The sequence below is a fragment of the Bifidobacterium sp. W8114 genome, assembly GCF_016101165.1.
In the GTDB taxonomy this organism is placed as follows: domain Bacteria; phylum Actinomycetota; class Actinomycetes; order Actinomycetales; family Bifidobacteriaceae; genus Bombiscardovia; species Bombiscardovia asteroides.
The window spans coordinates 588,962-613,437 of the sequence record NZ_JACFRA010000001.1 but is presented as its reverse complement, the minus strand read 5'-3'; the positions used below and the strand labels follow the sequence as shown (position 1 = coordinate 613,437).

General features: G+C 53.2%; 25 protein-coding genes. 5 read left to right on the top strand and 20 right to left on the bottom strand.

Features of this window, described 5'->3' with window-relative positions:
* Positions 1–207: 207 nt before the first annotated feature.
* The gene (locus H3T89_RS02540) at positions 208–1,194 is read left to right on the top strand and encodes an alpha/beta hydrolase (protein WP_198216150.1); all 987 of its coding nucleotides are present in this window, start codon (positions 208–210) and stop codon (positions 1,192–1,194) included.
* Between the two features lie 77 nt (positions 1,195–1,271).
* Here H3T89_RS02540 and H3T89_RS02535 read toward each other — a convergent pair whose 3' ends face one another.
* The 5 genes from H3T89_RS02535 to H3T89_RS02515 form a co-directional block, all read right to left on the bottom strand.
* On the bottom strand, positions 1,272–1,946 hold the full coding sequence (locus H3T89_RS02535) for a response regulator transcription factor (protein WP_198216149.1): 675 nt from the start codon (positions 1,944–1,946) through the stop codon (positions 1,272–1,274).
* Positions 1,943–3,223 (bottom strand): sensor histidine kinase, encoded by a 1,281-nt coding sequence (locus H3T89_RS02530; RefSeq protein WP_198216148.1) that lies wholly within the window; start codon positions 3,221–3,223, stop codon positions 1,943–1,945. The genes H3T89_RS02535 and H3T89_RS02530 overlap by 4 nt, the downstream gene beginning before the upstream one ends.
* Before the next feature lie 107 nt (positions 3,224–3,330).
* A complete protein-coding gene (locus tag H3T89_RS02525; protein WP_198216147.1) occupies positions 3,331–4,131 on the bottom strand; it encodes an ABC transporter permease in 801 nt (266 codons plus the stop codon).
* Complete coding sequence (locus tag H3T89_RS02520; RefSeq protein ID WP_269749196.1) at positions 4,128–4,880, bottom strand: ABC transporter permease; 753 nt, start codon at positions 4,878–4,880, stop codon at positions 4,128–4,130. The genes H3T89_RS02525 and H3T89_RS02520 overlap by 4 nt, the downstream gene beginning before the upstream one ends.
* 95 nt (positions 4,881–4,975) lie before the next feature.
* Positions 4,976–5,911, bottom strand: coding sequence for an ABC transporter ATP-binding protein (locus H3T89_RS02515; RefSeq protein ID WP_332461034.1), 936 nt, complete (start codon positions 5,909–5,911; stop codon positions 4,976–4,978).
* A 413-nt stretch (positions 5,912–6,324) separates the two neighbouring features.
* On the opposite strand from H3T89_RS02515, the gene H3T89_RS02510 reads away from it, so the two are divergent.
* Positions 6,325–7,128 carry a MerR family transcriptional regulator gene (locus tag H3T89_RS02510; protein ID WP_198216144.1) on the top strand — a complete coding sequence of 268 codons (804 nt, stop codon included), beginning with the start codon at positions 6,325–6,327 and terminating at the stop codon, positions 7,126–7,128.
* An 84-nt stretch (positions 7,129–7,212) separates the two neighbouring features.
* Entirely contained in the window at positions 7,213–7,740 is a 528-nt protein-coding gene (locus H3T89_RS02505; protein WP_198216143.1) for a VOC family protein, read from the top strand.
* Positions 7,741–7,961: 221 nt separating this feature from the next.
* Here the strand turns inward: H3T89_RS02505 and H3T89_RS02500 are convergent, their stop codons facing one another.
* From H3T89_RS02500 to H3T89_RS02430, 15 genes are all read right to left on the bottom strand, one after another.
* The gene (locus H3T89_RS02500) at positions 7,962–8,591 is read right to left on the bottom strand and encodes a response regulator (protein ID WP_046322876.1); all 630 of its coding nucleotides are present in this window, start codon (positions 8,589–8,591) and stop codon (positions 7,962–7,964) included.
* Entirely contained in the window at positions 8,588–9,970 is a 1,383-nt protein-coding gene (locus tag H3T89_RS09105) for a sensor histidine kinase (protein WP_198216142.1), read from the bottom strand. The genes H3T89_RS02500 and H3T89_RS09105 overlap by 4 nt, the downstream gene beginning before the upstream one ends.
* Before the next feature lie 98 nt (positions 9,971–10,068).
* Positions 10,069–11,712 (bottom strand): MFS transporter, encoded by a 1,644-nt coding sequence (locus H3T89_RS02490; protein WP_198216141.1) that lies wholly within the window; start codon positions 11,710–11,712, stop codon positions 10,069–10,071.
* A 507-nt stretch (positions 11,713–12,219) separates the two neighbouring features.
* Positions 12,220–12,624 (bottom strand): DUF2511 domain-containing protein, encoded by a 405-nt coding sequence (locus tag H3T89_RS02485; protein ID WP_198216140.1) that lies wholly within the window; start codon positions 12,622–12,624, stop codon positions 12,220–12,222.
* Positions 12,625–12,659: 35 nt separating this feature from the next.
* On the bottom strand, positions 12,660–13,520 hold the full coding sequence (locus H3T89_RS02480; RefSeq protein ID WP_198216139.1) for an ABC transporter ATP-binding protein: 861 nt from the start codon (positions 13,518–13,520) through the stop codon (positions 12,660–12,662).
* A gap of 31 nt (positions 13,521–13,551) precedes the next feature.
* Complete coding sequence (locus tag H3T89_RS02475) at positions 13,552–14,310, bottom strand: murein hydrolase transporter LrgB (protein ID WP_198216138.1); 759 nt, start codon at positions 14,308–14,310, stop codon at positions 13,552–13,554.
* Positions 14,307–14,924 carry a hypothetical protein gene (locus tag H3T89_RS02470; RefSeq protein ID WP_198216137.1) on the bottom strand — a complete coding sequence of 206 codons (618 nt, stop codon included), beginning with the start codon at positions 14,922–14,924 and terminating at the stop codon, positions 14,307–14,309. Before H3T89_RS02470 ends, H3T89_RS02475 begins: the two co-directional genes overlap by 4 nt.
* A 107-nt stretch (positions 14,925–15,031) precedes the next feature.
* On the bottom strand, positions 15,032–15,877 hold the full coding sequence (locus tag H3T89_RS02465) for a hypothetical protein (protein WP_198216136.1): 846 nt from the start codon (positions 15,875–15,877) through the stop codon (positions 15,032–15,034).
* Positions 15,878–15,887: 10 nt separating this feature from the next.
* Positions 15,888–16,487 carry an RNA polymerase sigma factor gene (locus H3T89_RS02460; protein ID WP_198216135.1) on the bottom strand — a complete coding sequence of 200 codons (600 nt, stop codon included), beginning with the start codon at positions 16,485–16,487 and terminating at the stop codon, positions 15,888–15,890.
* Positions 16,488–16,705: 218 nt separating this feature from the next.
* Positions 16,706–17,239, bottom strand: a complete 534-nt coding sequence (locus H3T89_RS02455; RefSeq protein WP_198204003.1) for a ClbS/DfsB family four-helix bundle protein — start codon at positions 17,237–17,239, stop codon at positions 16,706–16,708.
* A 312-nt stretch (positions 17,240–17,551) separates the two neighbouring features.
* Positions 17,552–18,940 carry a hypothetical protein gene (locus tag H3T89_RS02450; protein WP_198216134.1) on the bottom strand — a complete coding sequence of 463 codons (1,389 nt, stop codon included), beginning with the start codon at positions 18,938–18,940 and terminating at the stop codon, positions 17,552–17,554.
* Between the two features lie 32 nt (positions 18,941–18,972).
* Positions 18,973–19,704 (bottom strand): ABC transporter ATP-binding protein, encoded by a 732-nt coding sequence (locus tag H3T89_RS02445; protein WP_232348386.1) that lies wholly within the window; start codon positions 19,702–19,704, stop codon positions 18,973–18,975.
* 315 nt (positions 19,705–20,019) lie between these two features.
* Positions 20,020–21,060: a zinc-dependent alcohol dehydrogenase family protein gene (locus H3T89_RS02440; protein WP_198216132.1), complete on the bottom strand. Its 1,041-nt coding sequence runs from the start codon at positions 21,058–21,060 to the stop codon at positions 20,020–20,022.
* A 306-nt stretch (positions 21,061–21,366) separates the two neighbouring features.
* A complete protein-coding gene (locus H3T89_RS02435) occupies positions 21,367–21,921 on the bottom strand; it encodes a DNA repair protein (protein ID WP_198216131.1) in 555 nt (184 codons plus the stop codon).
* Positions 21,922–22,108: 187 nt separating this feature from the next.
* A complete protein-coding gene (locus H3T89_RS02430) occupies positions 22,109–22,783 on the bottom strand; it encodes an HAD family hydrolase (RefSeq protein ID WP_198216130.1) in 675 nt (224 codons plus the stop codon).
* 284 nt (positions 22,784–23,067) lie between these two features.
* Here H3T89_RS02430 and H3T89_RS02425 point away from each other — a divergent pair, with 284 nt between their 5' ends.
* The gene (locus H3T89_RS02425; RefSeq protein ID WP_110417199.1) at positions 23,068–23,406 is read left to right on the top strand and encodes a metalloregulator ArsR/SmtB family transcription factor; all 339 of its coding nucleotides are present in this window, start codon (positions 23,068–23,070) and stop codon (positions 23,404–23,406) included.
* A gap of 10 nt (positions 23,407–23,416) precedes the next feature.
* Entirely contained in the window at positions 23,417–24,145 is a 729-nt protein-coding gene (locus H3T89_RS02420) for an SdpI family protein (protein ID WP_198216129.1), read from the top strand.
* Positions 24,146–24,476 lie beyond the last annotated feature (331 nt).

Sequence of the window (24,476 nt, the reverse complement as noted above, 5' to 3'; positions counted from 1 at the left end):
ACGGCATTGCGATACCGATTAGTTGGCCTGGCTTCATAGCTGTAAAGTTTATAGTTATACAAACAGACAATGGGGTGCCGATCAGGGAGTGAAATGTCCGAAAAACCGGGCGGGACAAAGCCCAAAAGCAATTGGAGGCGGGTCCTTCTTGCCCTGGCAATAGTACTTGTTCTTGTCATGGTTATCATTCTGCCGGGGGCTTCCATTTTGGTCTATGAGGACACCTTCGGAAAACGGTATAACACTCCCGGATGGATGCCTTATGCGCTCGCAGACTTCCCCCGCTTGCGCATGAAGCGGTGCGTCTTCCGGTCCAAGGACAATAAGAAACTGGCGGGATATGAGTATTCAAGAGAGAATCCGAACCAGCCTGGGGACAAGGCTGAGGGTCTGGTGGTCATTGCTCATGGTTTCGGCGGCGGCGGACAGAATACCTACATGGATGTTGCCAACTACTTCACCGCCCAGGGCTTCCTGGTCTTCGCCTATGATGCCACCGGCAACGATGAAAGCGCCGGCAAGTCCGTCAGGGGGCTTCCTCAAGGAGTCGAGGATCTAGACCAAGCCCTTCGTTTCGTGGAGGGTGAGCAATCATATAAGGGCCTCCCTCTTTTCCTGTTCGGACAGAGCTGGGGAGGTTATGCGGTCGGCGCTGTTCTCAACCTTCACCCAGAGGTCAAGGCTGCAGTCATGGTTTCTGGATTCAATCGTTCGATCGATATGATGCGTCAGCCCGGCAGAAAAATCGCTGGCCCTGCCGTCTCGCTTATCCTGCCCTGCCTGGGCTTGTATGAGCATATAAAGTTCGGGAAGTTTGCGGGCTATACCGCCTTGGATGGCTTGAAGAAATCCAAGGCGGGAATTTTCATCACTCAGAGCCGGGACGATCAGGTGGTACCGGTCAGATATAGTTATGACCTCTTCCGTGAGGAATTTCAGTCCAACCCACGATTCCGGTTCCGTGAATACCAGGATCGCGGGCACGCCTATGTCTACTATTCCCAGGACTCGGTGCGATACCGAAAGCAATTCGACCAGGAATACAAGGAACACATGAGACAACTGGGTCAAAAGCCTTCTAACGAAAGCTATAACGCATATTCGGCCAAGCATTTCGACAAGTCGAAGGGCTTCGAGCTGGATGTGCCGTTGATGAACCAAATGGCGGACTTCTATCGCCAATATAAGAGTTAAAGAGTTAAGACGTAGAAATTCCAGTCAGAGGCGGTTCTTTTCCATCCACGGATGAGCGAGACCGCATTCAGTGCTACTTAGTGGTTTGCCATGTTGGCCTGATACCAGAGAACGGCAATGTTGATCCGGTCCCTGACCTTGATCTTTGCCAGTATGCGGCTGACTGTCTTTTTGACCGAGTCGGGCTGCAGCTGGAGGCGCTCGGCAATCTCCGCATTCGTAAGGCCTTGGCTGACCAGCGAAGCGACCTCAAGCTCGCGTTTGCCCAGCTGGGCGAATTTTTCGCGAGCCTTAGACTCATCACTGGCTCTTGTCTTTGGGACTCCTCTCCTGATCACTTCGGCCGTGATGCGCGGCGTAAGAATGGCATCGCCTGCATGCACCGCATGGATGGCTCTATTCAGATCGGCTGTCTTGACATCCTTGAGCAAGAAGCCGGAGGCGCCTGCCCCTAAGGCTGTGAAGGCATAGTCGTCCTCGTCGTAGGTGGTCAGAATGAGAATGCTTATTTCAGGATGGAGCTTTTTGATACGGCTGGTGGCATCCAGCCCGTCCATGACCGGCATTCGCACATCCATCAGAATCACATCAGGCAGGGGTTGCTGATTTTCGGTGGCTGTGGCCAGTTTTTCCAAAGCTTCTTGGCCGTTGGCCGCCTGTGCTACGACATGCAAGGTTGGATCCTTGGCGACCATGAGTGCCAGTCCCATGCGGGTCGGGCGCTGGTCGTCGACGATCATGACACGGATCATGCACTTTCCTCCTTACCCGTGTTGTCAGCTGCCGTAGCAGCTAGCGAGGGTATACGAGCCTGCAAGATCCAACCGTCAGGACCAGGACCAGAATGGAAGCTGCCCCCATGAGCTTGCACTTCAACCTTTAACCTGGCAAGGCCTGTACCGTTGCTACCGTTGTTGTCAGTATCGTTGTTCAAAAGTTGGCCATCATCACGAACGGTAATGTTTGTGCCCCCCTGGCTGTCGTGATCCCAGGAAACCACAATACGATCGACTCCTTGTCCGTGGCGGAGAGCGTTGGTGATCGCCTCCCTGGTCACAGTGAAAGCAAGATTGGCCTGCCTGGGATCTTGTGGTCGACGGCCTGTCTCTGTCAGGGCAGTGCTGATGCCGGCATGACGGACGTGGTCGAGGATAGGTTTGATGTCATTCCAGCCATGCTCCTCCCCTATGGACTGCGCTGGGTCGTTTTCAGGTCCTGCCTTTGATTGCAGGGTTTTTACAGCTGTTCTGGTATCGTCCAATCCCTGTCGTGCCAGGTCGTTGATCATCGAGATGGCCTCATCAATTTCCGGCTTACCGCTGGCATGATCCATCCCCTCGGATAGGGCGATGATGGCGGTCAAGTCGTGACCCAGGCTGTCGTGCAAATCGGCGGCGACCTTGGACTGATACATGGCTTGGTCCCGCTCGCGGGCCAGGGTCTGGGCATGCGAGCGCTCCTCCTTCAGCGCCTGCTCCGACATGCGTGACTGCCTCGCTGAGCGTGAGAAAAAGGCGGCTGTCAGACACAGGGCGAATGCCAGACCAGTCGGATATAGAAGGTCAGTGAAGTGGACATCATGATGCCAGTTGGTAGAGAGTGCAATGCTGAGCAGACCCAGAATGGTGGAACTACACAGTCCAGCTGCCAATGATGCCATGCTTTTGGCTTCTACAGCGCAGGCGTAGAGGTTGACGAGCCAGGGAATGATCAGGTAGGTGCATCCCGAGCCATAGATTGCGGCAGTCAGGGCAAGCAAGCCACTGAAAACCAGTAGGGTCGCCATAGGATATAGGCGGCGCAGGCATAGGGTGACAAGTGCGACAAAAATAATGACCACGAACAGGGGCAAGCCCCAGCTGTCAGACTTCAAAATCTGGTAAAGGGTTCGATTGGCACTGCCCGGGGCGAGAATCAGCCTGGTCAGCATCATCGTCTCGTAGATGGCGCAGAGAAAGACTGCCACGAAGGCCGTGTATGGCCGGTTCCATAACTGAATCCAACCTTGAGTCTTCTTGTCTGCCCTCATCGACGAGCCTCTTCCTGGTAACTGCTGGTAGTCCATTATGCTGTCAGACACTGAAATATGCGACCTTACGAGTGCTGCATCCTCTCTTCATTGACTCTGCATCAAAATTAGACTGCTCTGCGGGCCTCGTGCCGGAATATAAGGAGGCTGATCAGCACCCAGAGGATTGCCGTCATGCACGAGGCCGCCATGGAGGCCGTAGACGCGATATTGCCCATGTCACGGGCTGCGGATGCAGTGGTGATCAGGGCCAGCGGATAAGGCAGTGCCAAAGCCGGTGCGGCAACCGACAGAGCACAGCCTGCAAGGGTGAGCAGAAACATGATGCTCATGGTTGAGGCAAAGGATTCGGCTCTGGCAGCTATAGCCTGGGTCAGAGTCATAATGGTCCACACTGCCAACGTCATCGGTACGCCACGCATAAGATAGGGACCGAGTTCCGCAGGGTCGAAGCCTCCTACCAGAACGCCCACGAGTATGAATTCGGATTCGAAGATGGCGACGGTAAGGAGGGATGCCAGCAGTCCGTGCAGCATTTTCCCGACTATGGCGGTCCCGACCATGCCGGAGGCGTTAAGGCGCTGCCAGTTGCGTCCCTTGTGCTCGTTGGCTTCAACCTGGGCTGCAAAGGCTGCGACCAGGACTGGTATGAAGACCATGCTTGGCAGAAGGATCGCCTGCCCCCAGACCGCAGCCCAGGTCACTCCTTGAGCCTGGAAGTCCGGTCTGTAGCTCTGGTACTGGTCCCAACCGTTGAATATTCCTATGGCGTCGAAGAGCACTGTGGCCAGCCAGTACCAAGTATTGCCGGCCTTGCGGATCTCCCATCTGAAGGCGGCAGTGATCGATGGCCTAGGGCGATTCATCGGGCTAATGGTTATGGTGTTTGTCGAGTACTGTCTGTTCATCGGTCTGACTCCTTGACCTTGATGACGAATGCTGATATTCCCGACCAGATAATGCAGACCAGAAGGCTGGTCAGGACCTTCATCCAGGGGTTGGTGACCAAGGTCATTCTGGCAAAACCATCAGAGCTGGCTGAAAACAGGAACGGGCTGGCCGCGGAACTGATGCCGGCCGGGAAGAACCAGCCCAGAGCCGGCATATTCATCGGGCCCAGTCCAGTCCCGATCAGACCGGCTATCACACCCAGTCCCAGGCCTATGGCCTGCCTTTCGATAGTCAGGGAGAGGGCGAGTTGTATGGTCGTGACAGCCATGGATGAGAAGCAGGCAATCAGTGTCGGAAGGAGTATGTATTCGGCCAGACTGCCCTCGAGATGGAACCCTTGTGCTGAAGCCGTCAACGGTATCCAAGTCAGAGGAATTACGAAGCAAAGTGTAAGCGCGCACCCCGCAACTACGAGCTTGGCAAGAAACATCCCTATCGGGCTCTGGCCCAAGGAGAGCCATTTGAGATCCATGCGCTCGCTGCTCTCCATGACGGCAAGCCGGCTGGTCAGCAGGGCCGCGAGGATTGGTGCCAGCAGGCCTACGGTCTGGAAGATCTCACCTTGTGCAAGGGCTACGGTACGAGTGGCGGGGTTCGAAGATTCAGCTCGTTTCATGAACGCCAAGCCCGACCATGACGAAACCAGAACAATCATGCCCAAGGCCATCCACCAGAATGAGGAGCCTTTCAACTTGCGAAGCTCCATGGAAAGCAGAACAGGTAGCCCTCCTGGATGGGATGGGCGTGGCGGTTTTCCCAATCGAAATTCTTCGGACCGCATGGAGATAGATTCGACAGAGCTCATCGTGTGCTCCTCCGTTTAAGACCGGACGGCTTCATACCACTCTGCGCTACATGGTTCTGTAAGACATAGTTTTGTGAAATATGGTTCTTCGGGTTTTCCACTAGTTCGAGGAAGGCCTCTTCCAGGCTTTTGCGTTCGGAAGCGACACGGTATACCTGCAGACCATGCGAAACCAGTCGAGTTACCAGCGATCCGATTTGTGGATCTGGTATCTCGGGAATGCGCAGGGTTGCGCTCTTCCTGATATATTCGTGGTGAATGCCTTGAGCTTCGAGCATCTCTGATGCGAGCCCAGGATCGGACACCCGTAGATCGATATGACCCTCTTCGCGCAGATTTTCCAATGTCCCCTGGTAGAGCAAATGACCATCGGCAATGATGCCAACCACCGGAGCCATCTTTTCAATCTCCGACAGGATATGGCTGCTGATGATGACAGTGACCCCCTCCGAGGCGGCCAGGTCCATGATCATCTGTCGCACCTCGACCACTGCCTCGGCATCCAAGCCATTGGTGGGCTCATCCAAAAGCAGGAGCTCTGGCTGCGAGATCAGCGCCATGGCGATGCCCAGCCGCTGCTTCATCCCCAGGGAGTAGGCGCCCGCCTTCCTCTTCTCGTATCCCCGCAATCCAACCTTGGTGAGCACTTCTGAGGAAGCCGAAACTGGCAGACCCAGATAATCGACTACCATGCGGCAGTTATCGAGACCTGATAAGCCTGGGTAGAAGCTGGGTCCTTCAATCATGGAGCCCACACGGCCCGGCTGGATCCTGCTCTTCTTCCCGACCTGCTGTCCAAGCAGCCACATGCTTCCAGCAGTCGGTTTTGTCAATCCCAGAAGGAGTTTCATAGTGGTCGATTTTCCGGCTCCGTTTGGTCCCAGCAGTCCGTAGACCCCGCCTGCCGGCACCCGTAGATTCAGTCCATCCACGGCTTTGAATCCGCCATAGGCCTTGACCAACCCCTGTGTGGACACAGCCAGTTGCGGGTCGTTGTTTCCGTCCGTATATGCCATTGCGCATCCCCTTCCAATCGGAATTCAACTAATTTCTATGCAAGTTCGGCGGGCGCAATCCTTCAACGTGGGAAAAGAAACTGTCCCCTGCAGGGGACACGTCACTGCTGACGAGGCTAATTTGCACTTATGGGAAAGGAGTCACGCTGGATTTAGTCGTCTTCATAATTGGAGGGGGGAATACTTCGCAAACAAGCAGGATCAAAAGCTGCCTCCTCAAGAACCTGTTATTGGGGCGTTTGGGGCCGGTGTGTGAATGCACTGCCTCATCCATCCCCAGGAAACAATTGATTTGACCTTGACATGATGGCAGGGTTTAGGGTCAAGGCATGACACGTGAGAGCGAATTCAGTGGCGAAGGCAGCAAGAGCGGCTTGAGCATCGGTCAGATGTCTGAACTTACAGGGGTCAGTAGGAGAATGCTGCGCCACTGGGAAGAGGAAGGACTGATCTATCCCATTCGTGGACTGTCGAATTACCGGCAATATATGCAGGATGACGTCGCACGGCTGGAGCGAATTGTGACCTACAGGGAGATGGGATTCAATGCCAGACAAATGAAGGCATTGCTCGATTGCAAGACACCGCTTGCTTTGGACGAGTTGCAGGGACAGCGCTCACGTATTGAGGAGAAAATCCAGCTTTTTAGGAAAGCTGCGGATCGTCTGGACCGACTCATAGCCCTTGCCGAGGGAAGGTCAGGTAATGATTCAGCTCCTACGAAGATCGATCAGGAGGACCGGTACTTTTCGGAAGCATACGAACGCTGGGGTGCTAGCAGGCAGTGGCTTGAGTATGCGGAGCGAAAAGCTTCCCGCTCCGAGCAAGAACAGAAAAAGGATATGGCCCGGCTTAAAGACGTGGAAAGTGAGCTTGCACAAGCCAAACGAAAAGGTCTGGCTCCGACATCAGATAAGGTTCTCGAACTGATTGACGAACATCGGCATGCTTTGTCATGGTTCCATGTGACGCCGTCCATGCACGTCATTCTGGGGAGGATGTATGTGGCCGACCCGCGTTTTAGGCGCCATTACGAACAACTGGAACCTGGATTGGCGAAATGGATGCTGGTTGCAATCGAAACTGCAGCGCGTGCAAACGGGATAGATCCGGCAACCGTCAAATGGGAGTGATGCAGTCAGTATCTTCCGTCTACGTATCACGTTTTCTGTTTGACTACCCAATTCAAAACACTTCAACTAAGGAACGAGGTAGCCATGGACAACCATGACCAGCCCAAAGCTACTGCTTATGCAGGTGCAGGCATAAGTCCCGTGCCGGAGCCGGGGAAGGATGCGGAACCGCCGGAGCCTTATAGGGGCATCTATCTCATGCCCATGTTCATGTGCCTGTATAGCGACGATCTAGATGAATCAGAGGTTTTCTGGACGCAGGGATTGGGCTTTATCAATTTATACACCATGCCGGGCATGATGATTCACTTGAGGCGCTGGGCCTTTCAGGATGTGCTGATTCGTAAAAGTGGTTCCAATACTGGCGACTCTGATACGGATATGGAGTCCATAGGAAGCCTGAGCGTAGCAGTCACGGAAAAGCAGATCAGCAAGATTGTGGACGCATGCGAGCGCCTTCGTCCTGGCTCCACTTCAGCTCCATTACGTAAGCCGTGGAACTCACTCGAAGCCAGGATTCACACTCCGGAAGGCCTGATTCTTATTCTAACAGCCGCTTTGGCTGTCGACAAACAGAAGGCTCAAGTTTATCTGAACTCGCACGGTCAATGAACAAAGATGAAGTACCTCCCCTACTCGTGATTTGATTGAAGGCGCAACGATTAGATGTCTCGAACGGCCGAATGAAAAATATATAAGACTTATAACGTTTGTTCTTGTATAAAGCCGGTTCTTGCCCCTGGATTCGAAAGAGGCTTTCGCTTAAGGGGCTATCGGTTAGCGGGCTATTGGTTATTGAAGTTAGTCCAGTTATGGAAGTTAGGCCAGCAGGTTTACTGCTCGGATTTCAAGCCTAGAGTTTCGATGGCTTCCGCTACTGCAGCCGTGCGATCGCTGACCTCCAATTTGGCGAAGATCCGACTGAAGTATGTTTTCACTGTTGCCTCGCTGATGTATAAGTGTTCTGCGATTTGCCGATTGGTCATGCCTTTGGCGGCCTCGCGCAGCACACGTGTCTCTTGTTCGGACAGTGCTGGTCTGGTCGCAGGGCGCAGCGCCTTGCTGACTGCTTCCGCGGCGGTCGGATTCAGGACAGTGGACCCTGCAACAGTGTCACGGATGGCTTGGGCCAAGACATGAGGTTCTACGTCTTTCAGCAGATAGCCATTGGCTCCGGCCTCTATGGCCGGCAGAATATCGTGGTCGGAATCGTAAGTGGTAAGGATCAATACCTTGGTTTTGGGATAAGAAGCCAGCACTTTCCGGGTGACTTCAGGACCGTTCATATCAGGCATCCGCAGATCGAGTAGCAACAAATCCGGACGTGTTTTCGCCACAGCCTCTATGGCCTGGGCGCCATTACATGCTTCGGCAACCACTTCAAGGTCTGCATGGCGTTTCAGCATGCTGCGTATGCCCTCCCGAACCATGGGGTGGTCGTCGGCCATGACAAGTCGGATCATCTTTCCTCCTTATCTGGTCGAGTAGTGTTACTTGGTCTTTCGACAGGAATATTTACAGTTATGGAGGTGCCTTGCCCGGGAACGGAGGTTACCGTACAGCGCCCACCCGCGTCTTGAGCTCGTTTGGCCATATCTCGCAGACCATAGCCATGACCAGCCTTTTCCATCTCCTGGAAATCCAAGTTCTGAATATCAAAACCACGACCATCATCCTTGATCTGAAGTTCCAGGAGTTCCGGCCTTTTTAAAAGCAAGCTCACCTGTACATGCTTGGCATTGGCATGCTTGGAAATATTAGTCAGGGATTCCTGGACTATACGTAGCAGGTTGACCTCGGTCTGCTTAGGCAAGGGCGGCAAGGTTTGTTGAATCTGGCACTGTGATTGAAAACCTGTCTTTGCTGCGGCGGCATGCACTGTCCGCTCCAGGGCCGTCTTCAGGTCCCTGCCATCCAGATCAGCCGGTGCCGAATCCGCAATCATTCTTCTGGTGTCATCCAAAGAACCCTTCGACGTGCTGGCGATCATTTCCAAATGTTTCTGAGCCGCAGGTATGTCGTCGATCAGTTCTTCATGAGCTACCCTGGCCAAGGCCAGAATGGAAGTCAAAGACTGGGCGATCGTGTCATGCATTTCGTTGGCCACACGTTCACGCTCGATGGACGCTCCTTCGGCTCTGCTGAGTCTGCGGATCGTCTCTTGTTGAGACTCCATTTTGTCCAGCAGCATTTGATTATGTCCGTTGGTCAAAGCCAGGACATTGAAGGACTTTCCAATCATTGCGGAGAATACCACTACGAGAATCATGAGCATAAGATTGCCGGATAGATCTGTACTCAAGAACCTTTTTCCAGCCAAAGCCATGGCCAAATAGGCTATATTCAGGACTCCTACCAATCCCAGGGCAGGAAGGTAGGCAAAAGCGATAAAGAGTTGTGGCACGATAAACAGCTGAGCCAGAATGGCGGTACCATCCAACCAGGCGCCCATGGGCAGGCAGACCAGCGTCAGCAGAGCGAAAATCCAACCATATGCTCCTGTTTTGCTTACCGGCTGATCTGCCGTTTGCCGATCAAACCTTTCAGACTTGTCATATACCTTAGGCAGAACCACGATCATGAAGAATAGGCAGGGCAATAGGTTGAGAAAGCTTGAAACAAGTTTATAGGTCATGGATGCAGTCGAGAAGAAGCAATCGGCTCCTGTTACGCAGCCTGCTTCCACAATGAAATACCAGTTCCAGGTGTTATGAAGACGTCGACGCTGGGCATCGGTTCTTGCGGTCGCGTCAAGTTGACCGTCACTGCAATGACCATCCAGATTCATCGAGAGCCGGTCTTGCTGTTGGCCTTCTCGATTGGTTTCCTCAGTGATCTTCACTCATGTCTCCCATGACTTGCACACTTATTCACCCTACTGCCAAAATGCCTGTAGAGATTGTCCGGTTTTCTTGTTTCCAAGCTCCGAAACCGGGATCTTCATTGGCTATCGATCGTCTTCTCAGTGAAAATTTGCTTGCCTTTTCGGGGATACAAGAGAGCCAAGGGAATGAATAGCAAGGACAGACAACCCATTACTAGGAAGACCTTGCTGCTGCCGCTGGCATAGGAGGCCCTGATCAGAGGCATGATCATATTCCGCATGGATCGGGGCATACTGGCGAATTGTGATTGAGCACCTGCCGAAGTTCCGGATCCAATAGTATCTGCGATGGCTTGTGCTCGGGATGCACTTACTCCGTACTTGCCCAAGGCTTTATGAATATCCAGGGCAAAATAATGGGTGCACAATGGTCCAAGCATTGCCATGCCCAAGGCGCCGCCGAAGTTTTTGAAGGTCTGATTGATGGCAGTGACTTCGCCATAAGAGGCGTTGATGGCCCGATTGACCGCATCAGTGGATGATGGCGAGAACATGAATCCGATACCTGCACCCGCAACCACCATGGAAAGTGACAGCCAGACGGTATTGGAGGGCAGTCCTTTATCAAGTGAACCGGCTGTAAGCGACATGGGGGAGAAACCCGTTGCGGCTATCAAGCCGGCAATCAGCAATACCGGTTTCATGCCATGTCTGTTGAAGAGTTGGGCGCCTAACAAGGCGGAAACCAGGAAACCTAAGAAAAAGTAGAGGATGAATAGGCTGGTCATCAGTGTTGATCGGTTGAGTGCAAGGAGGCCATAGACGCTGAGGAAGTACATGATGGGTTGGAAGATCACGGCGGCTACCAACATGGCGAGCTGGGAAATGTCGAATGGTGGGTTGAGGAAGATTCGGAGTTTAATGATTGGATTGTCAACGTGCGAATCCCAGAAGCCGAACACCAGGAATAGCACAAGGCTGGCACCAAAACTGGCAATAATGCGCCAATCCGACCAGCCAACGGTGCTGCCCTGTTGAATCGGCACGATCAGATCTATCATGGCGAGTCCTACGGCCAGGCCGCCAGCCCAGTCAATATGCTGACTACCGGGTTCGGTTGTGGGTGAGTCCCTCGGAATCATCGAGACGATCATGGCGATTGCCGCCAGAGCCAGAGGCAGATTGATAAAGAAGATGTCGCGCCAGGAGTATTGAATCAGCCAAGAGCCCAGAATGGGGCCCAAACATGTCATGGCTCCTGTGATGGCGAAGAACAGAGCCATGTTTCCGGCCCTCTTGTTTTCGGCCGAGTAGGAGAACAGAATACCGATAGCGGCCGGGAACATCATGGCTGAACCAATGCCTTGGAGCGCTCGGGAGAAGATCATCAGCATCAGCGAGAGTGAATTTGCAGGAACAAGTCCGCAACATAAACTGCCCATTCCAAAAAGGAATGTACCTGAAAGCATGATGCGCTTGTAGCCCGCTAGATCAGACAGATGCCCGCAGATGGGGAAAGTGGCGGCCGCAGCCAGCATGTAGGCGTTGACAATCCACTGTATGCCGCTTGCGGTCAGACCCAGACCTGATTGGACTGCCTGACTCGATAAGGAGACGATTGTCGAATCTATGTTGGTCATAGAGACGGCGACAATAAGTCCAATCATGATCAGGCTGAGTTTTTTGTGAGTGATCGGAGGTTGTGAAGCCCCGATCACTGGCAAGGGGTCTTCTTGTCTCTTGACTTCGCGATCTTGCATGCTGTCTCTCTTTCGTGTTTGCGCAACTGGTATCGCCGTAATCGGCTTTGGAAGCGCTACACCATGAGAGTAAAAAGATATTCTCGCTTCTTATGTCATCCCAGTCGCTATATCTCTGTCCCCCATTCGGATGACATGTTGACTGCTGTGTCAGAGCTGGGACTAGAAGATCAGCAATACAACTGTTTGCGGAAATCGAAAATTGGACTGTGTGAGTTATAGGGCCGTCTGGTACTGGCAAAAGCGCTGTCTTGCAGTTTATCGAGCGATTTTATGAGCCAATTGGTGGGGGGGGGATCGATAGTTATGGCAGGCAGATTACCCAGAAGACCCGTGAGCAACTGCTCTCTCCACTGGCCAATGTGAGCGGGATTCGCCTGACGCTATGAATGAGCAACATCAGCGACAGACAATGCAATGTGAGGATATTCTCCACACGGTCAACCTGGTTGACCTGTCGTCATTGTTGCCCACCATTTGGCTATCTGTTGGGGCCCGTAAATTGGTTTATTTTGGGACGTCACAGACCGAGAAGGCGAAACTCATCAGAGTTCCTACTGACTTACTCTTATCTGATTTTAATGTTTCAATGCTTTTGAGATGCTCATTGTCTTGTACCTGGTTCAGTGCGTACTGTTCGTCATCTGAGGTGGTAAAGCGGAGGATGGGGTCTCCCTGCTTGCTGAGCTTACATGACACGGTGCCTTTATCTACCTTCAGAGGCCAGGTGTGTCCCAGTTCTTCTTTTGAAATTGCTTGCGGGTTACTGGTGGCTGCAACCTTATTGCTTCCATCGGTGGAATATTCTTCAGGGTGCCTCATGCCATCAGTGCAGCCGACAACCCCTACTGTCAGCATAATTGTGGCGCATATCAGGAAAAGGGTTCTGAGGCTCTGCTTGATTCGTTTCATAATTATCGACGTTCTTTCATACTTGGGGACGGTTTCTAGCGCTCGCTGGCCAAAGCCATATATCCGTCCTCGAGGTTGGGCGCAATTTCGACAGAGCCCGCGGGCGGGGTATCCGTAACTATGCGATACATTGTCCCCTGTGGCGTAGGTTCCGCGTTGATGATTGTGGCATTATCCGGTGGGGCTGCGATGGGGGGCGTGACCCAGGTGTGACCGGCAGCTTCATGGATCAGCCCCTCTGTCGGCCCGTCATACTGGTTGCGTCCGCAACGTAATACGCACACCCAAGGGCAGGTTTGTGCAACATCATCGAGTATGTGGGTGGAGAGGATAACGGTTCGATCCTGTCCCAGTTGGGCAAGGAGTGTGCGGAACCGCATGCGCTCTTCGGGATCCAACCCCGCTGTGGGCTCGTCGACTACCAGCAGCTGGGGGTCGCCCATAAGGGCCTGTGCGATGCCAACCCTGCGCCTCATACCCCCGGATAGGCTCCGGATAGGTAGGTTCATCACGTCTTCCAATCCCACCTGTTCCAGGAGGGTATGTGCTTGCTCCTGCCGTGCACGTTTATTCTCGATCATTTTCAAGATGCCGATATAGTCAAGGAATTCAAGTGGCGTCAGGTTGTCGTAGGGGGTGATGTGCTGAGGAAGATAACCCAGGTGTCGTTTTAAATTTCGCCTATTGGCCGGCGATGACAGGTCTTGCCCATCAATAAAAATTTTACCTTTAGTCGGTTTGATTATTCCGGTGAGAATGCGCATGAGGGTTGTTTTACCGGCACCATTTGGACCAATAAGCCCTATCATGCCCTGTGGAAGATCAACGGTCAGATCGTTCAAAGCGGCCGGTCTCCCCCGAAAATCCTTGGTCAGATGGTCAATAGAGATAAACATGTGAGTAATTCCTTTCAAAGTCAGTGGATAGTCAGACCCGAACTTTCATGTGGTTGGAGGCTATGTTTGCGCCAGTGAAGAGAAGGAGGATAATACACGCCTGCCAGAGCAAGGATATGACTCCCGATTGGACGGTAAAGGGGCCGTTCGCCGGTACGTACATAGGATCTGTATGGAACCATCCTTGAGCAATGGGATCGCCAATGACGGCCAGCGGGCCACCATTGAGCGTTGGAAGTGGTAAGAGGGGGGTATAGAAAGCCAGCCAGGCCCATACAAGGACGGCAAGAATTCGGGCTACGATCGTGGGCAACAGGGCTCCTAGCAGGGCGGATATCCCCATAGCGATCAGTATCGATGGCGAGAGTATGACAAGTGCTACTGCCAGGGCCACGAGTATTGCCTTACCGTTGCCGTGGATGGATTGATGGACCGCGATCAATACAAGGAAAAGCAGGGAAGACGATATGCAGATAACCCAGGCTCCCAAGACGTGAGCTGAGCGAATGGCAGCCATTGGCAAGGGGGATGTGGATTCAAGCTCGTCCATACCTGTTCGCCTGCCGGCAGTCATAAGGTCGCTAAAGGATGCTGCGTATGCCAACGGGGTGAACATAGCAAGAACCTGTCCGGTAAAGACAAGACCATCTATGTTGCTGAATCCAGGTGACATAGGAGAGGCATAGGCCAAAAAGAGGGCGAAGATCGCCAGCGGTATGCTGGCTATCCATAAGGCTTTGCGCCGATAAAACATCAGTAGCGTGATGCGTACAAGACTCAGTATCCTCATAGGGCTGCCACCTTTACAACATTGCGCTCTGTATCACTGCAGATTTTCCATCCGAAGATTGCGCCTGCCGCTGCAATAATCATTGGGAGAAGTCGTTGCCGGACCGGATCGGTTATGTATGGATCCCATATAAAACATAAAAACAGCCAAATAGCCATGGAAGCAAGCGACGACGTTGGCATAGACATGGTGAGTACGGCTATAAGGAAAACCAGACAGTTGACAATGAATATACTGCCAACCGGGGTAATGATGCTCACCCATCCCTGGTCGCGTGGCCAAAGTCGCATCATATGCAAGCCGATAAAAAGAAGGCCTGCGGCAGCAAGAAATGCTCCGGTAATGATAAGCAGCCTGGTCACTTGAACTTTCCGCCATCCAGTTGGAGTTGACTCAGTAAGTTCAACGATTGGGTCACCATTGAGCACAAAAGTTGTAGATAGGCCAGCAGCAATTACTGGCACCTGAGTAAGAACCATCATAAACGGCCGTATGCGGCTCAATGACCAGATGCCCTCCAGTACGAAGCCCGCAAGAAGAATACCTGCGGTCAGTATGAATGGCAGTAATACCAGCCTATAAAGCCTCTTGAGCTGTATACCTACGAAAGCCAACCTCGTCCACCTTCCTCATATCTGGTTTTGGCCTCGGCTGCTGCCAGACATTGCTCGCTAGTCGTTCCGTTTGCTTAGTTAGTAGCGAGAGAGGATGGAAAGGTTCATTAATTTTTATCTCCATTGGCGAGTCGAGCATGCCAGGCAAGAGGGGCTGAAAGGATAACAGCAGATAGGAGTCCCACTGTCAGTAGGATGGTCCCTGCCCAGGCTGCAGTTGTAGTGGGTGCCGAATTGACCCATGCCGGTAGGAAAAATGATGACCTAAAGTTCTGCAAAGTTCTCAATAGTGGTGCAAGTACTCCTAGGAGCAGTGCAATCCAAGAGCATTGCCATATGCATAAGAGGGCCACGATATTCGCCAGGAGTGTTATGGGGGCTATCGTTTGGGCAATAACCGGCAGGGGTCTTATTCCAGGGTTGATTGCAGTGACAATCAATAAGGCTACTCCCCCGACGACAATATTGGAGATGAAGGCCAGCAATAGCCTAGAAGCTACTACAACTTGAGGTCCCAGGGGCATACTGAGCATTAATTCACGATCATCTTTAATGGAAAAGACCAGGATCATGGTCAGTGCCATGTTGAGCATGAGTATATTTGAAAAGATATGCGTACCGAGACTGCCGTAACGTGCACCTTGCATAAGGTTGCTAATTAAAACGGAGCACGCTGCTATCGCAATTTCCACCAGTAAGATATATCGCGGTATGAGGCGGAATTGGGCCAGAACAAGCGGGCCAAAGGAACGTACTCGACGCATGAATGGTATCGGTTGATCCGTTGCCAGTGACGGCTTCTGTTGGATGGCCTTGAGTACGCTATTAAAAGCTGGAACTGCCGGCTGAGCATTTTGCTCTTTCTCTCTAAGCGCCTCTTGAACTTCACCCCGGTATTCTTCGGTGACTGGGCCTGTGCTGTCTGGGCTTGTGCTCTTATATCGGTCTGCCATAATCACCCCTTCAATTATCTCTGGCTCTGCAGTTTTGGGTTTTGACTGGAGCGAGGTCGTTCAACTGCGGGCGCAGGATCTGTCTTGCCCGGGCAATGCGAGATTTCACAGTCCCGACCGGAACGTCGAGCAGGGAGGCTATTTCCGGATAGGGTAACTCGTGAAGCCATGCCAGCGTCACCGTGTATGTCATTTCTGCTGGGAGTGCATCAATCCTTTGCCGTATTATTTCCATCGTCAGATCTTTACTGACCAGTTCTACAGGCTCCAGCTGATCATCGGTTATCGAGTCAAGTTCCACCTGATCCATTTGGTCAGGTGGTTTCGGTTTGCGACGTTTCATATAGATTTGCCGCCGGGCAATGCTGAGTATCCAGGTAAGCACCTTGCTGTCTGCACGGAAGGTTTTTGAGGAACGCCAGCAGCCCAGCCATGTGTCAGCAAAAACTTCACTGGCATCCTGATCGTCGGATATTCGCAGGGAAATAAAGGTTTGGACGGTATGCGCATACTTATTGTAAAGTGCTTCAAAAGCCGATTCATTTCCGTCAGCCACCATCTTGATCAGCCTTATATCATCAGTATCTGGATCAATGCGAGATCGTTTCACTGATGATGTCCTTTCGATGATGTCCCTTCGCCATTATGGGGATATGCGTCCTTCGCCGTTGTGCATACTGCTATGCAAGCGGTTGTCGCGGTTATGCTCCATTGCTATTACGAATATGCTGAGATGCTGCTTTTAGGATCGCCCATCCTGTGAATCCCATCGCATGGCAACCCATTATTGACTGTGTATAAAGCCGCTGCTTTTGGGTGTTCTGTCGCTTATTTGCGCCCCTTCAAGTACTTCCGTATCTTCTTCAGGGCCCAGTCGTAATGGCTGGAGGTTGAAGAGATGAAGGCAGAGCCCAAGGTAGAGTTGCCTGTCCATGGGAGGGCGCCTTTGGTGAACAGCTGCTCGTTGGTGAACGATTGCGCCAGGGCCATGACCTTCTTATGGGATTCAATGAACAGGTTCAAGGCCTGATCGTAGGTGGTGTCATCATGCTTGTCCCGCAGCTTCACATTCATCTCGCCGTAATTGCGCCAGTTGTAGCCGTCCGGAAGAAAGTCGTGGGTCCTGCCCTCCTGGTTGTCCTCCACCCAGTTCAACAGCAGCTGATGCCACTCGTAGAGATGGACGAGCACATCCTTGATGTTCCTGTCGCGTGCCCAATGAGCCCCCTTCTCCTTGCTCAGGTCGAAGGAAAAGCGGCCATTGCGTTCTTCGGGTGTCAGTGGCTCAAGCAGCGCCATGATTTTGTCGAAGCCATCATCAGCGGCCTTGATGAGTTCTTCCTTGGTGGTCGGTCGCGCCATGACGGTCCTCCATTTGTCTGTTGTTGACAAGATTTGACTGGTTCATCGTCACCTGTCACGGTTTGTCATTGACTGTACCCTATATGAGCCTTGCAAATGCTCGCGTGTAGGAAATCGTCGCATACTCCTGTGTTTACCTGTATTGGTGGAAAGCCATCAAGTGCCCACAGTTGCACCTACCAATTGAATTCATCAAGCCGAGCGCTGCATATACCGACTTAATTTATTTAACAAGAGACATGGAGGAATGACAGAGGTCGGCAGGCTCGCTGTGGCTCAAATATGTATTCGCGTGTATGCGGCGAGGCTTTATTACTCGCCGATGGCATGCGATATGACACTGACAGAGTTCTCGAATCTGGTGGTCAGGGCTTGGATTCCTGTGGCTGCGGCACCAAGCAGGGATGCGATGAGCACCACTATAATCCAAGCGCCCCATTGCACGCTCATCTGTGCTTTGCCCATGAAGCGTGAGAGCATGAAAGTCAGGGATGAGGTGCAGAGCAAGGTGATGACCAGGGAGAACAGTGTGCTGGTAATCATAGTGATGATGCCGTCAAGCGCGCCCAATACTCTGAGCTGGCCGATTCCAGCACCTGATACGTAGGTCAACGCCAGATCAAGTCCTCTGCCTTTGGAAGTGATCAAGGTGCCTGCAATTGCACCTGTTATCGCGATGATCATTGGCGGTCCAGTGAGCGCCGAGAGACTCGCAAACATGTCTGTGGTCGCCGGAACAGTGCTGCCTGGTGTGTGGGGAAAAGCGACTAGCAAGGTGGTGATCATTGTGCTCAACCCTCCGCCGACGGTCATCAGCAATGATAGACCCGCAGTCATCGGGATTATCGTCGCTCCCTGGCGCTGTATGCTGCCGACAGCCTGCTGGCCTGCCAGCCTCCAGGTTCTGGATGGCAACGCCACAATACGTGTCCATATCGCCGTGAAGCCGGGCAAGAGGTATGGCGCGAAAGCTGCCAGCGAGAATATCAGGAGGAACATGCCGCCCATGGCGAAGGCGAGAAATACCGTCATCCGATCCGCAGCGGCATCGCTGCTCATCTGACTGGCACGAGGGTTAGTTGCAAGTGCAAAAGCTGGAATCAGCAACATGCAGCCAGCGCCAATCAAGCATACGATTCCCAGGAGGACGCGGAAGACGCCTATCCGCTTTGGCGGATTCTGGGATTGCCTGAGGGCTTCCATTGGTCGTATTTTCGAGAGCGAACGGATAGTCAACAAGGTGCTTATGAAGATGGGCGCAGCGCTGAAAGCGAGGCCTTTGCCCGGCGAATCGAACAGGTGGCTGCCGGCATAGGTCAAATGCAAATCTAATGGATTTGTCACCATGGCGAAGGTCAAGGGCGTAATCACCGGCAGCAAAAGGCAGGTGGCTGCAACAGACAGGATGAATAATCCAATGACTATCAGCAGATTCCAGGCCAGCAATTGCCAAGGCAGAGCGCCTTGCAAAACCATGAGCGCCAGTTGATGCCGTCGTTGATTCAGTGCTGAGTTCATGACCCATAGCAGCACAGCTACGGTGATGATCACGCTGAATGCCAAGGCGGGACCAGTGTATGTGGATCCAAGTTCCTGCTCCGGACCCTGATGGTCCTGATCAATGATCGTGGCGACCGTTATGAGGGAGCAGATGACGGTCTGGGATACGACCATGGCCAGCAAGACGGCGCTCCAGACCATGGGCGCTGCTTTGAGTTCGGACAGAGCGCCTCTCATGCCATGGGCGCTTTCGCAGAGAATGATTGGCTGATACGGCCATCGCGCACGGCAAACAGCCGATCGCACTGACCCGCCACCTCATTGTTATGGGTCACCAGTACGATGGTTTTCTTTTCGTGGTTGGCGAGTTCCTTCAGCACCGATATGACCTTTTCTCCGGATTCCTGATCCAGGGCGCCAGTCGGCTCGTCTGCGAATACCACGTCTGCGTCGGACAACAAGACGCGGGCCAGGGCAACACGTTGCTGCTCGCCGCCAGACAGCAGGGTGACGCTTTTCTTTTTCTGATCGATCAGGCCAAAGTACTTCAAGAGGGAATCCGCCGTCTTTCTGGGAAAGCGGGATCCGCGAAGGGTGAATGGCAGAGCCAGATTCTGTTCGACTGTCATGCTGGTGATCAGGTTGTAGGACTGGAATACGAAGCCTAGATGCTGGCGTCTGAACTTGGTCATGGCCGAAAGCCCCAGACGGGTTATGTCTTTGCCCAGCAGAAGCACAGTGCCGCTAGTGGCCTTCTCCAACCCAGCCAGGCAGTACAGCAGCGTCGATTTTCCGCTACCTGACGGCCCGATGATGCCGGTCATCTCCCCCGGATAGGCAGTGAATGCGATGTCATTGAGAATGGTCAGTGAATCGCCGCGGCGCGGGGAGACCACCATGGACAACCCCGTAGCTTCAATCGTTGGTGTCGGGCCTCTGCTTTCGCTTACGTTGGGGTTATTCATAGTTGCATCTTTCCCTTGGATGATCATCGACGACCTTCCAGACCGAGGCATCTACGCCCAGTAATGCTGATTCGCCTCGCAGATGTCATGCGTCCTCATTCGTCGCTTGCCCCTGTATGACGGTCATCCTTGTCGTCATCAGTCAATTTCATTAATATCAGAGCAAGAAGGGATGAAATACCCTGATTTACCCTGAATTATCCCTGACTCGGCCCTGATTTTTTCGAAATAACGGACATGTTCGAGCAGCCATGCTTACGCGCCGCCACTGGCAAAGTCAGTAGCGGCGGGAATCAGCTGATTACTGCTGCAGCCTCATTCGCTGACAAGCAGTAGGGACTTAATAGCTGTGCGCTGGTCCATGGCCTCATAGGCCTCTTGGATGTGATTCAAGGCAAAGCGCTTGGTGAAGACCTTGCCTGGCTGGATGCTGCCCTTGAGCACCTGGTCAAGCAACAGATGCCTGTCATATGTGGTGACTGCGGCCGTGCCGCCTCGCAGACCGACATTGCGCCAGAACAGCTGAGAGGTGTCCATGGTGGCCTGCTGCGGCACACCCACCCTGCCGACCACTGCGCCGGGCCGGGCCACCCTGACAGCGGTGTCGGTGGACAGTTCGGTGCCCACGCATTCCAGGACGGCATCGGCTCCGGCTCCGTCGGTGAGGGCCATGACCTGTTCCACAGCAGCGTCGCCGCGTTCAGCCACGATGTCAGTGGCACCGAATTCACTAGCCAACCTTTGGCGGTCCTCATGCCGGCTCATGGCGATGATGCGTTCGGCCCCACGCAGCTTGGCTGCTATGACTCCGCACAGACCCACCGCTCCATCGCCCATGACCACGACCGTGTCGCCTTCTTTGACCTGGGCTGTTGCGGCTGCATGATAACCGGTTGCCATCACGTCGGAGAGGGTCAGCAGAGAGTTGAGCATATCGTCGCTGTAGTCCTCAGGTCGGCCTGGAATCTGCACCAGCGCCCAATCCGCATTGGTGAATCGCAGATACTCACTCTGGTAGCCGCCGCTCCCCCGCCTGTCCGGATCAAGGCAGTCACCGTCGAAGCCGGCCCTGCAGGCCGCGCAGTGTCCGCAGCCATGAGTGAAGGGTGCTATGACGAAGTCACCAGGTTTGACATGAGAGACATCCGAGCCCACCTTTTCAACCAGGCCGATGGCTTCGTGCCCTACGTGACTGCCTGAGGGCATTGAGGAAATCCCCCGGTACCACCACAGGTCGGATCCGCACACGCAGGCTCGGGCGATCCGAATCACGGCATCTTTAGGCTTTTCGATGGTCGGCATCGGTGCTTCCTCCAGCTCGATGCGGCCTGGCTTCACAAACTTTGCTGCCTTCATGCTTATGCTCCCCATTCTTCACTACCTGGCATATATGTCTGCCAAGTATGCGGATGAAACATAGTCTACGGAGTTCAATCCGCTTGAAGTCAAGTCAAATCCTTATTGTGCGCGATTCACAGAGGTGCGGACAAGATTGTCACACGGGAATACGGTCATAAGATGCAGCCATATATATGTGCTGTATATGGGTGCCGTATAAGGGTTGCTATGTAGAGGTGGCGTATTGAGGTATCGTCATAGGTCTTGTGATAAATCGTATGCATCCTTGCATGCACGTCATAGGCCGAACCTCAACGATTCAACTCATTTGGAGGAGCTTTGTGGGCTGCCAAGTTCCGTAAGGAAGGAAGCATAGGCCTGGGGGTTGCGATGGTTTTTACCTGCTTGGACAATCAGCCCGTGATATTCACGCAGATCGTTTAGTGGCCATTGATCAACCCGAATAAAATCCGCCTCGTACTCTTCGCCCTCCTGGTATGACCTTAAGGAGGCCCACCCCAGACCGTCCAGCATCCGGCGTGCATAGGCGTCCCAGATGAAGCAGCGCTGGCCGAAGGCATAGAGCCGTATGACATCCGCCGTTTCGCGTCCGACTCCGGCAATGGTGAGCAGGTCGTCACGCAGGCCTTCATCTGCGCAGTCCTCGACATCGGCCGTGCGGATGCCGTGAGCCAGCAGCCACTGAGCCAGGGCTTTGCAGGTGCGTGCCTTGGCCTTCATGAAGCCGCTTGATCTGATCAGGTTCGTCAGTCTTGCCAGGTCGACGTCGGCCATGTTGCAGGGGTTGAGCAGATCGGCCGTGCGGAGCTGCTCGATGGACATGGCTGCGTTCCCCCAGGCTGTATGCTGGACCAGCACCGCTCCTATCATCATTTCGAAGTCAGTCTCTGCCGGCCACCAATTCTGCAATCCCAGACGAGCGAGCAAACGTGAGTACAGCCACTTTGAGCAATCGGCATTTATTCTGCCTGAATTGCCCATAACACCTCCACCAAACACTTGACGCTTTCATGGTAACAGCCGGCTCCAGCCGGTGCGGAGCGAGTCAGAGAATGGCAGGCGCCTGGGCGAAGTCAGTGATAGCGCCATCGGCCTCAGAGCGGATGGAATCCCATTCCTTGGCCGAAGACTGGTCGTACATGGCCCAGACCTTCATTCCAGCGCGCTTGGCCGAATCGACGGCGACCAGAAGATCCTCGAATACCGTGCAACGGTCAGGTGGTACGCCCAGCATCCGCGAAGCCAACAGATAGATTTCCGGCTCCTCCTTGCCAATGCTTTTGGCATCATCCACGCTACAGACCTGGTCGAAACAATCGGTCATCCTAGCGTGCTTCAGAGCAGCCTGTCTCAGGCGGGGAGGGAGGCTGGTTGCCACAGCCAGGGCGGCTCCGCTGGCTTTTAGCGCTTGCAGGTAATCGAGTGCGTGTGGCTTGGGTTGTACAGCCGTGGCGTAGAGCAGGAGTGCGTCCTTGTTCCACTCCTCCACAAGATCTGCTGGGCGCTCGTCAAGGTGGAAGCGGTTGATGGTGTATCTGGCAATGGCACCGGTCTGCATGGAGGCTACTACAGATGCGTAATCGTCCGGCATGGGGATGTTGCGGCGAGCAAAGAATCGTTGGTCGATTTCCTTCCAGACTCCCATGGAATCCAGAAGTGTGCCGTCGAGGTCGAAGATGGCGGCCTTGCCAATGTTGACTTTTATTTCATTTTCGCCCATGCCGCAAATTCTCCTATTCGCCGAAGTTATTCATAGTAGCATGACCTCAGATCGGGTCTGGCTCACCGGTTTTGAGCCAATGTTCTTGCCAATCAGCCTTGGCTTCAGAAAAGTAGGTATGTTCAACAGTTTAATGTTGCTACACAAGTCATTAATCCGAGCGATTGTCAAATATTTTGCGCTCAGTGAGTGAAAAGCAGATAAAAGTTGAAGAAGATATACAATATTGGTTGAAACAATGTTAGCATGCAAATACTAGAGAAAATCATCGAAAAAGGAGTCTTATGGCTATTCAGGAAACAACAGCGGCTCTGGCTGATCCACTGCGTCGTCGTGTGCTGGATCTTTTGGAGCAGGGTGGCATGGAGGCTGGACGCCTGGCCGAAAAGCTGGGAATGACGCCATCCAAGCTGTCCTATCATCTGAGGAAGTTGAAAGAAGCAGACCTGATTGTCGGCCACAAGCAGGGCACCAGGGTCATCTACGAACTCAATCTGAGTGTGCTGGACAGCACCATTCAGTGGCTCTACCGCCTGCGGACAAGCGCCAGCGACAAGAGAAGTCTGCCCGAGCCGCAGACTGTGAGCAAGGGAACTGGTTCGACGGCGGTTTCGGAGTCCTAAGGGGACTTTCATGGCAGATGGCGGCAAAGCGGGTCGGTTCGTCCCGACCCTGGTCGTGGCTCAGTGGTTGCCGGGGATGATCATGCTGGGCGTAACCCGCATAGTGGTTAATCGTCTGCCGAATAAAAAGGTTCCGCTTCATTGGAATGCAAAGAACCAGGTGGATCGCTGGGGCTCTCCCCAGGAGCTGGTTTGGATGCCATGCATCTGTCTGATCATTGCGCTGATCTGGACCATCATGATGTTCGTCCTGCGCGCATATTTGATTAAACGTGGTGATGAAGCGGGACATACCTTAACCGTTTTTCTGCTGGGTGGGCTATACATGCAGATTGTTTTCGCGGTTATAGATACGTTCTCCATAGCCGCTGCCGATCCTCATTTGAACTGGTGGCCGACGGATTTCGGCATTGATAAGGTCGTCATTCTCTTGACCGGTCTGGCTCTCATAGTCATCGGCAATTTTGCTCCTAAAATCAGACCCAATGGCATCAGCGGTTTTCGGGTGCCAGGTGCCTACTCCAGCCGCGAGGCTTGGCGCCGTTGTCAGCAGTTTGGCGGTGTGCTCTTCATGATTCTGGGCGTGGTCATGATCCTGTCTGCCCTGGCTTATAGCGGAGTCAGGTTCTATTGGATCTGTGGAACCGCTCTGGCAATCGTCCTTGTACTCATATTTGCCTATGGTTCATACGCTGGCAGAAAGTATGCCGGGCAGGGAGGACCTATCTACCACCGTTAGTTCCTGTATGCAATGCGTGAGCTAAAAGAGACTGTAAATGACAGCTCAGGATACAAGTAAGAACTTCCTGAATCCGTTGAAGGACTCAAAGATGATTTAAATCAAATCAAGCACCCGCCAACACGGTCCTTCATCATCAGTATCATTTCACGAGCTAAGCTGCAACAGTCTGGACAGGCAATCTGCTCTCACCCTAGAAACTGGAATAACAGACACCGCACAAACCCTGTATTTCATGGCAACATGGTTGAATGCACTCGAAATGAGGACGAAAGCAGTGCGCTCCTATCGGGGATTGTTGGAGATGTAAGAGCTTTAACATCACCTTTCT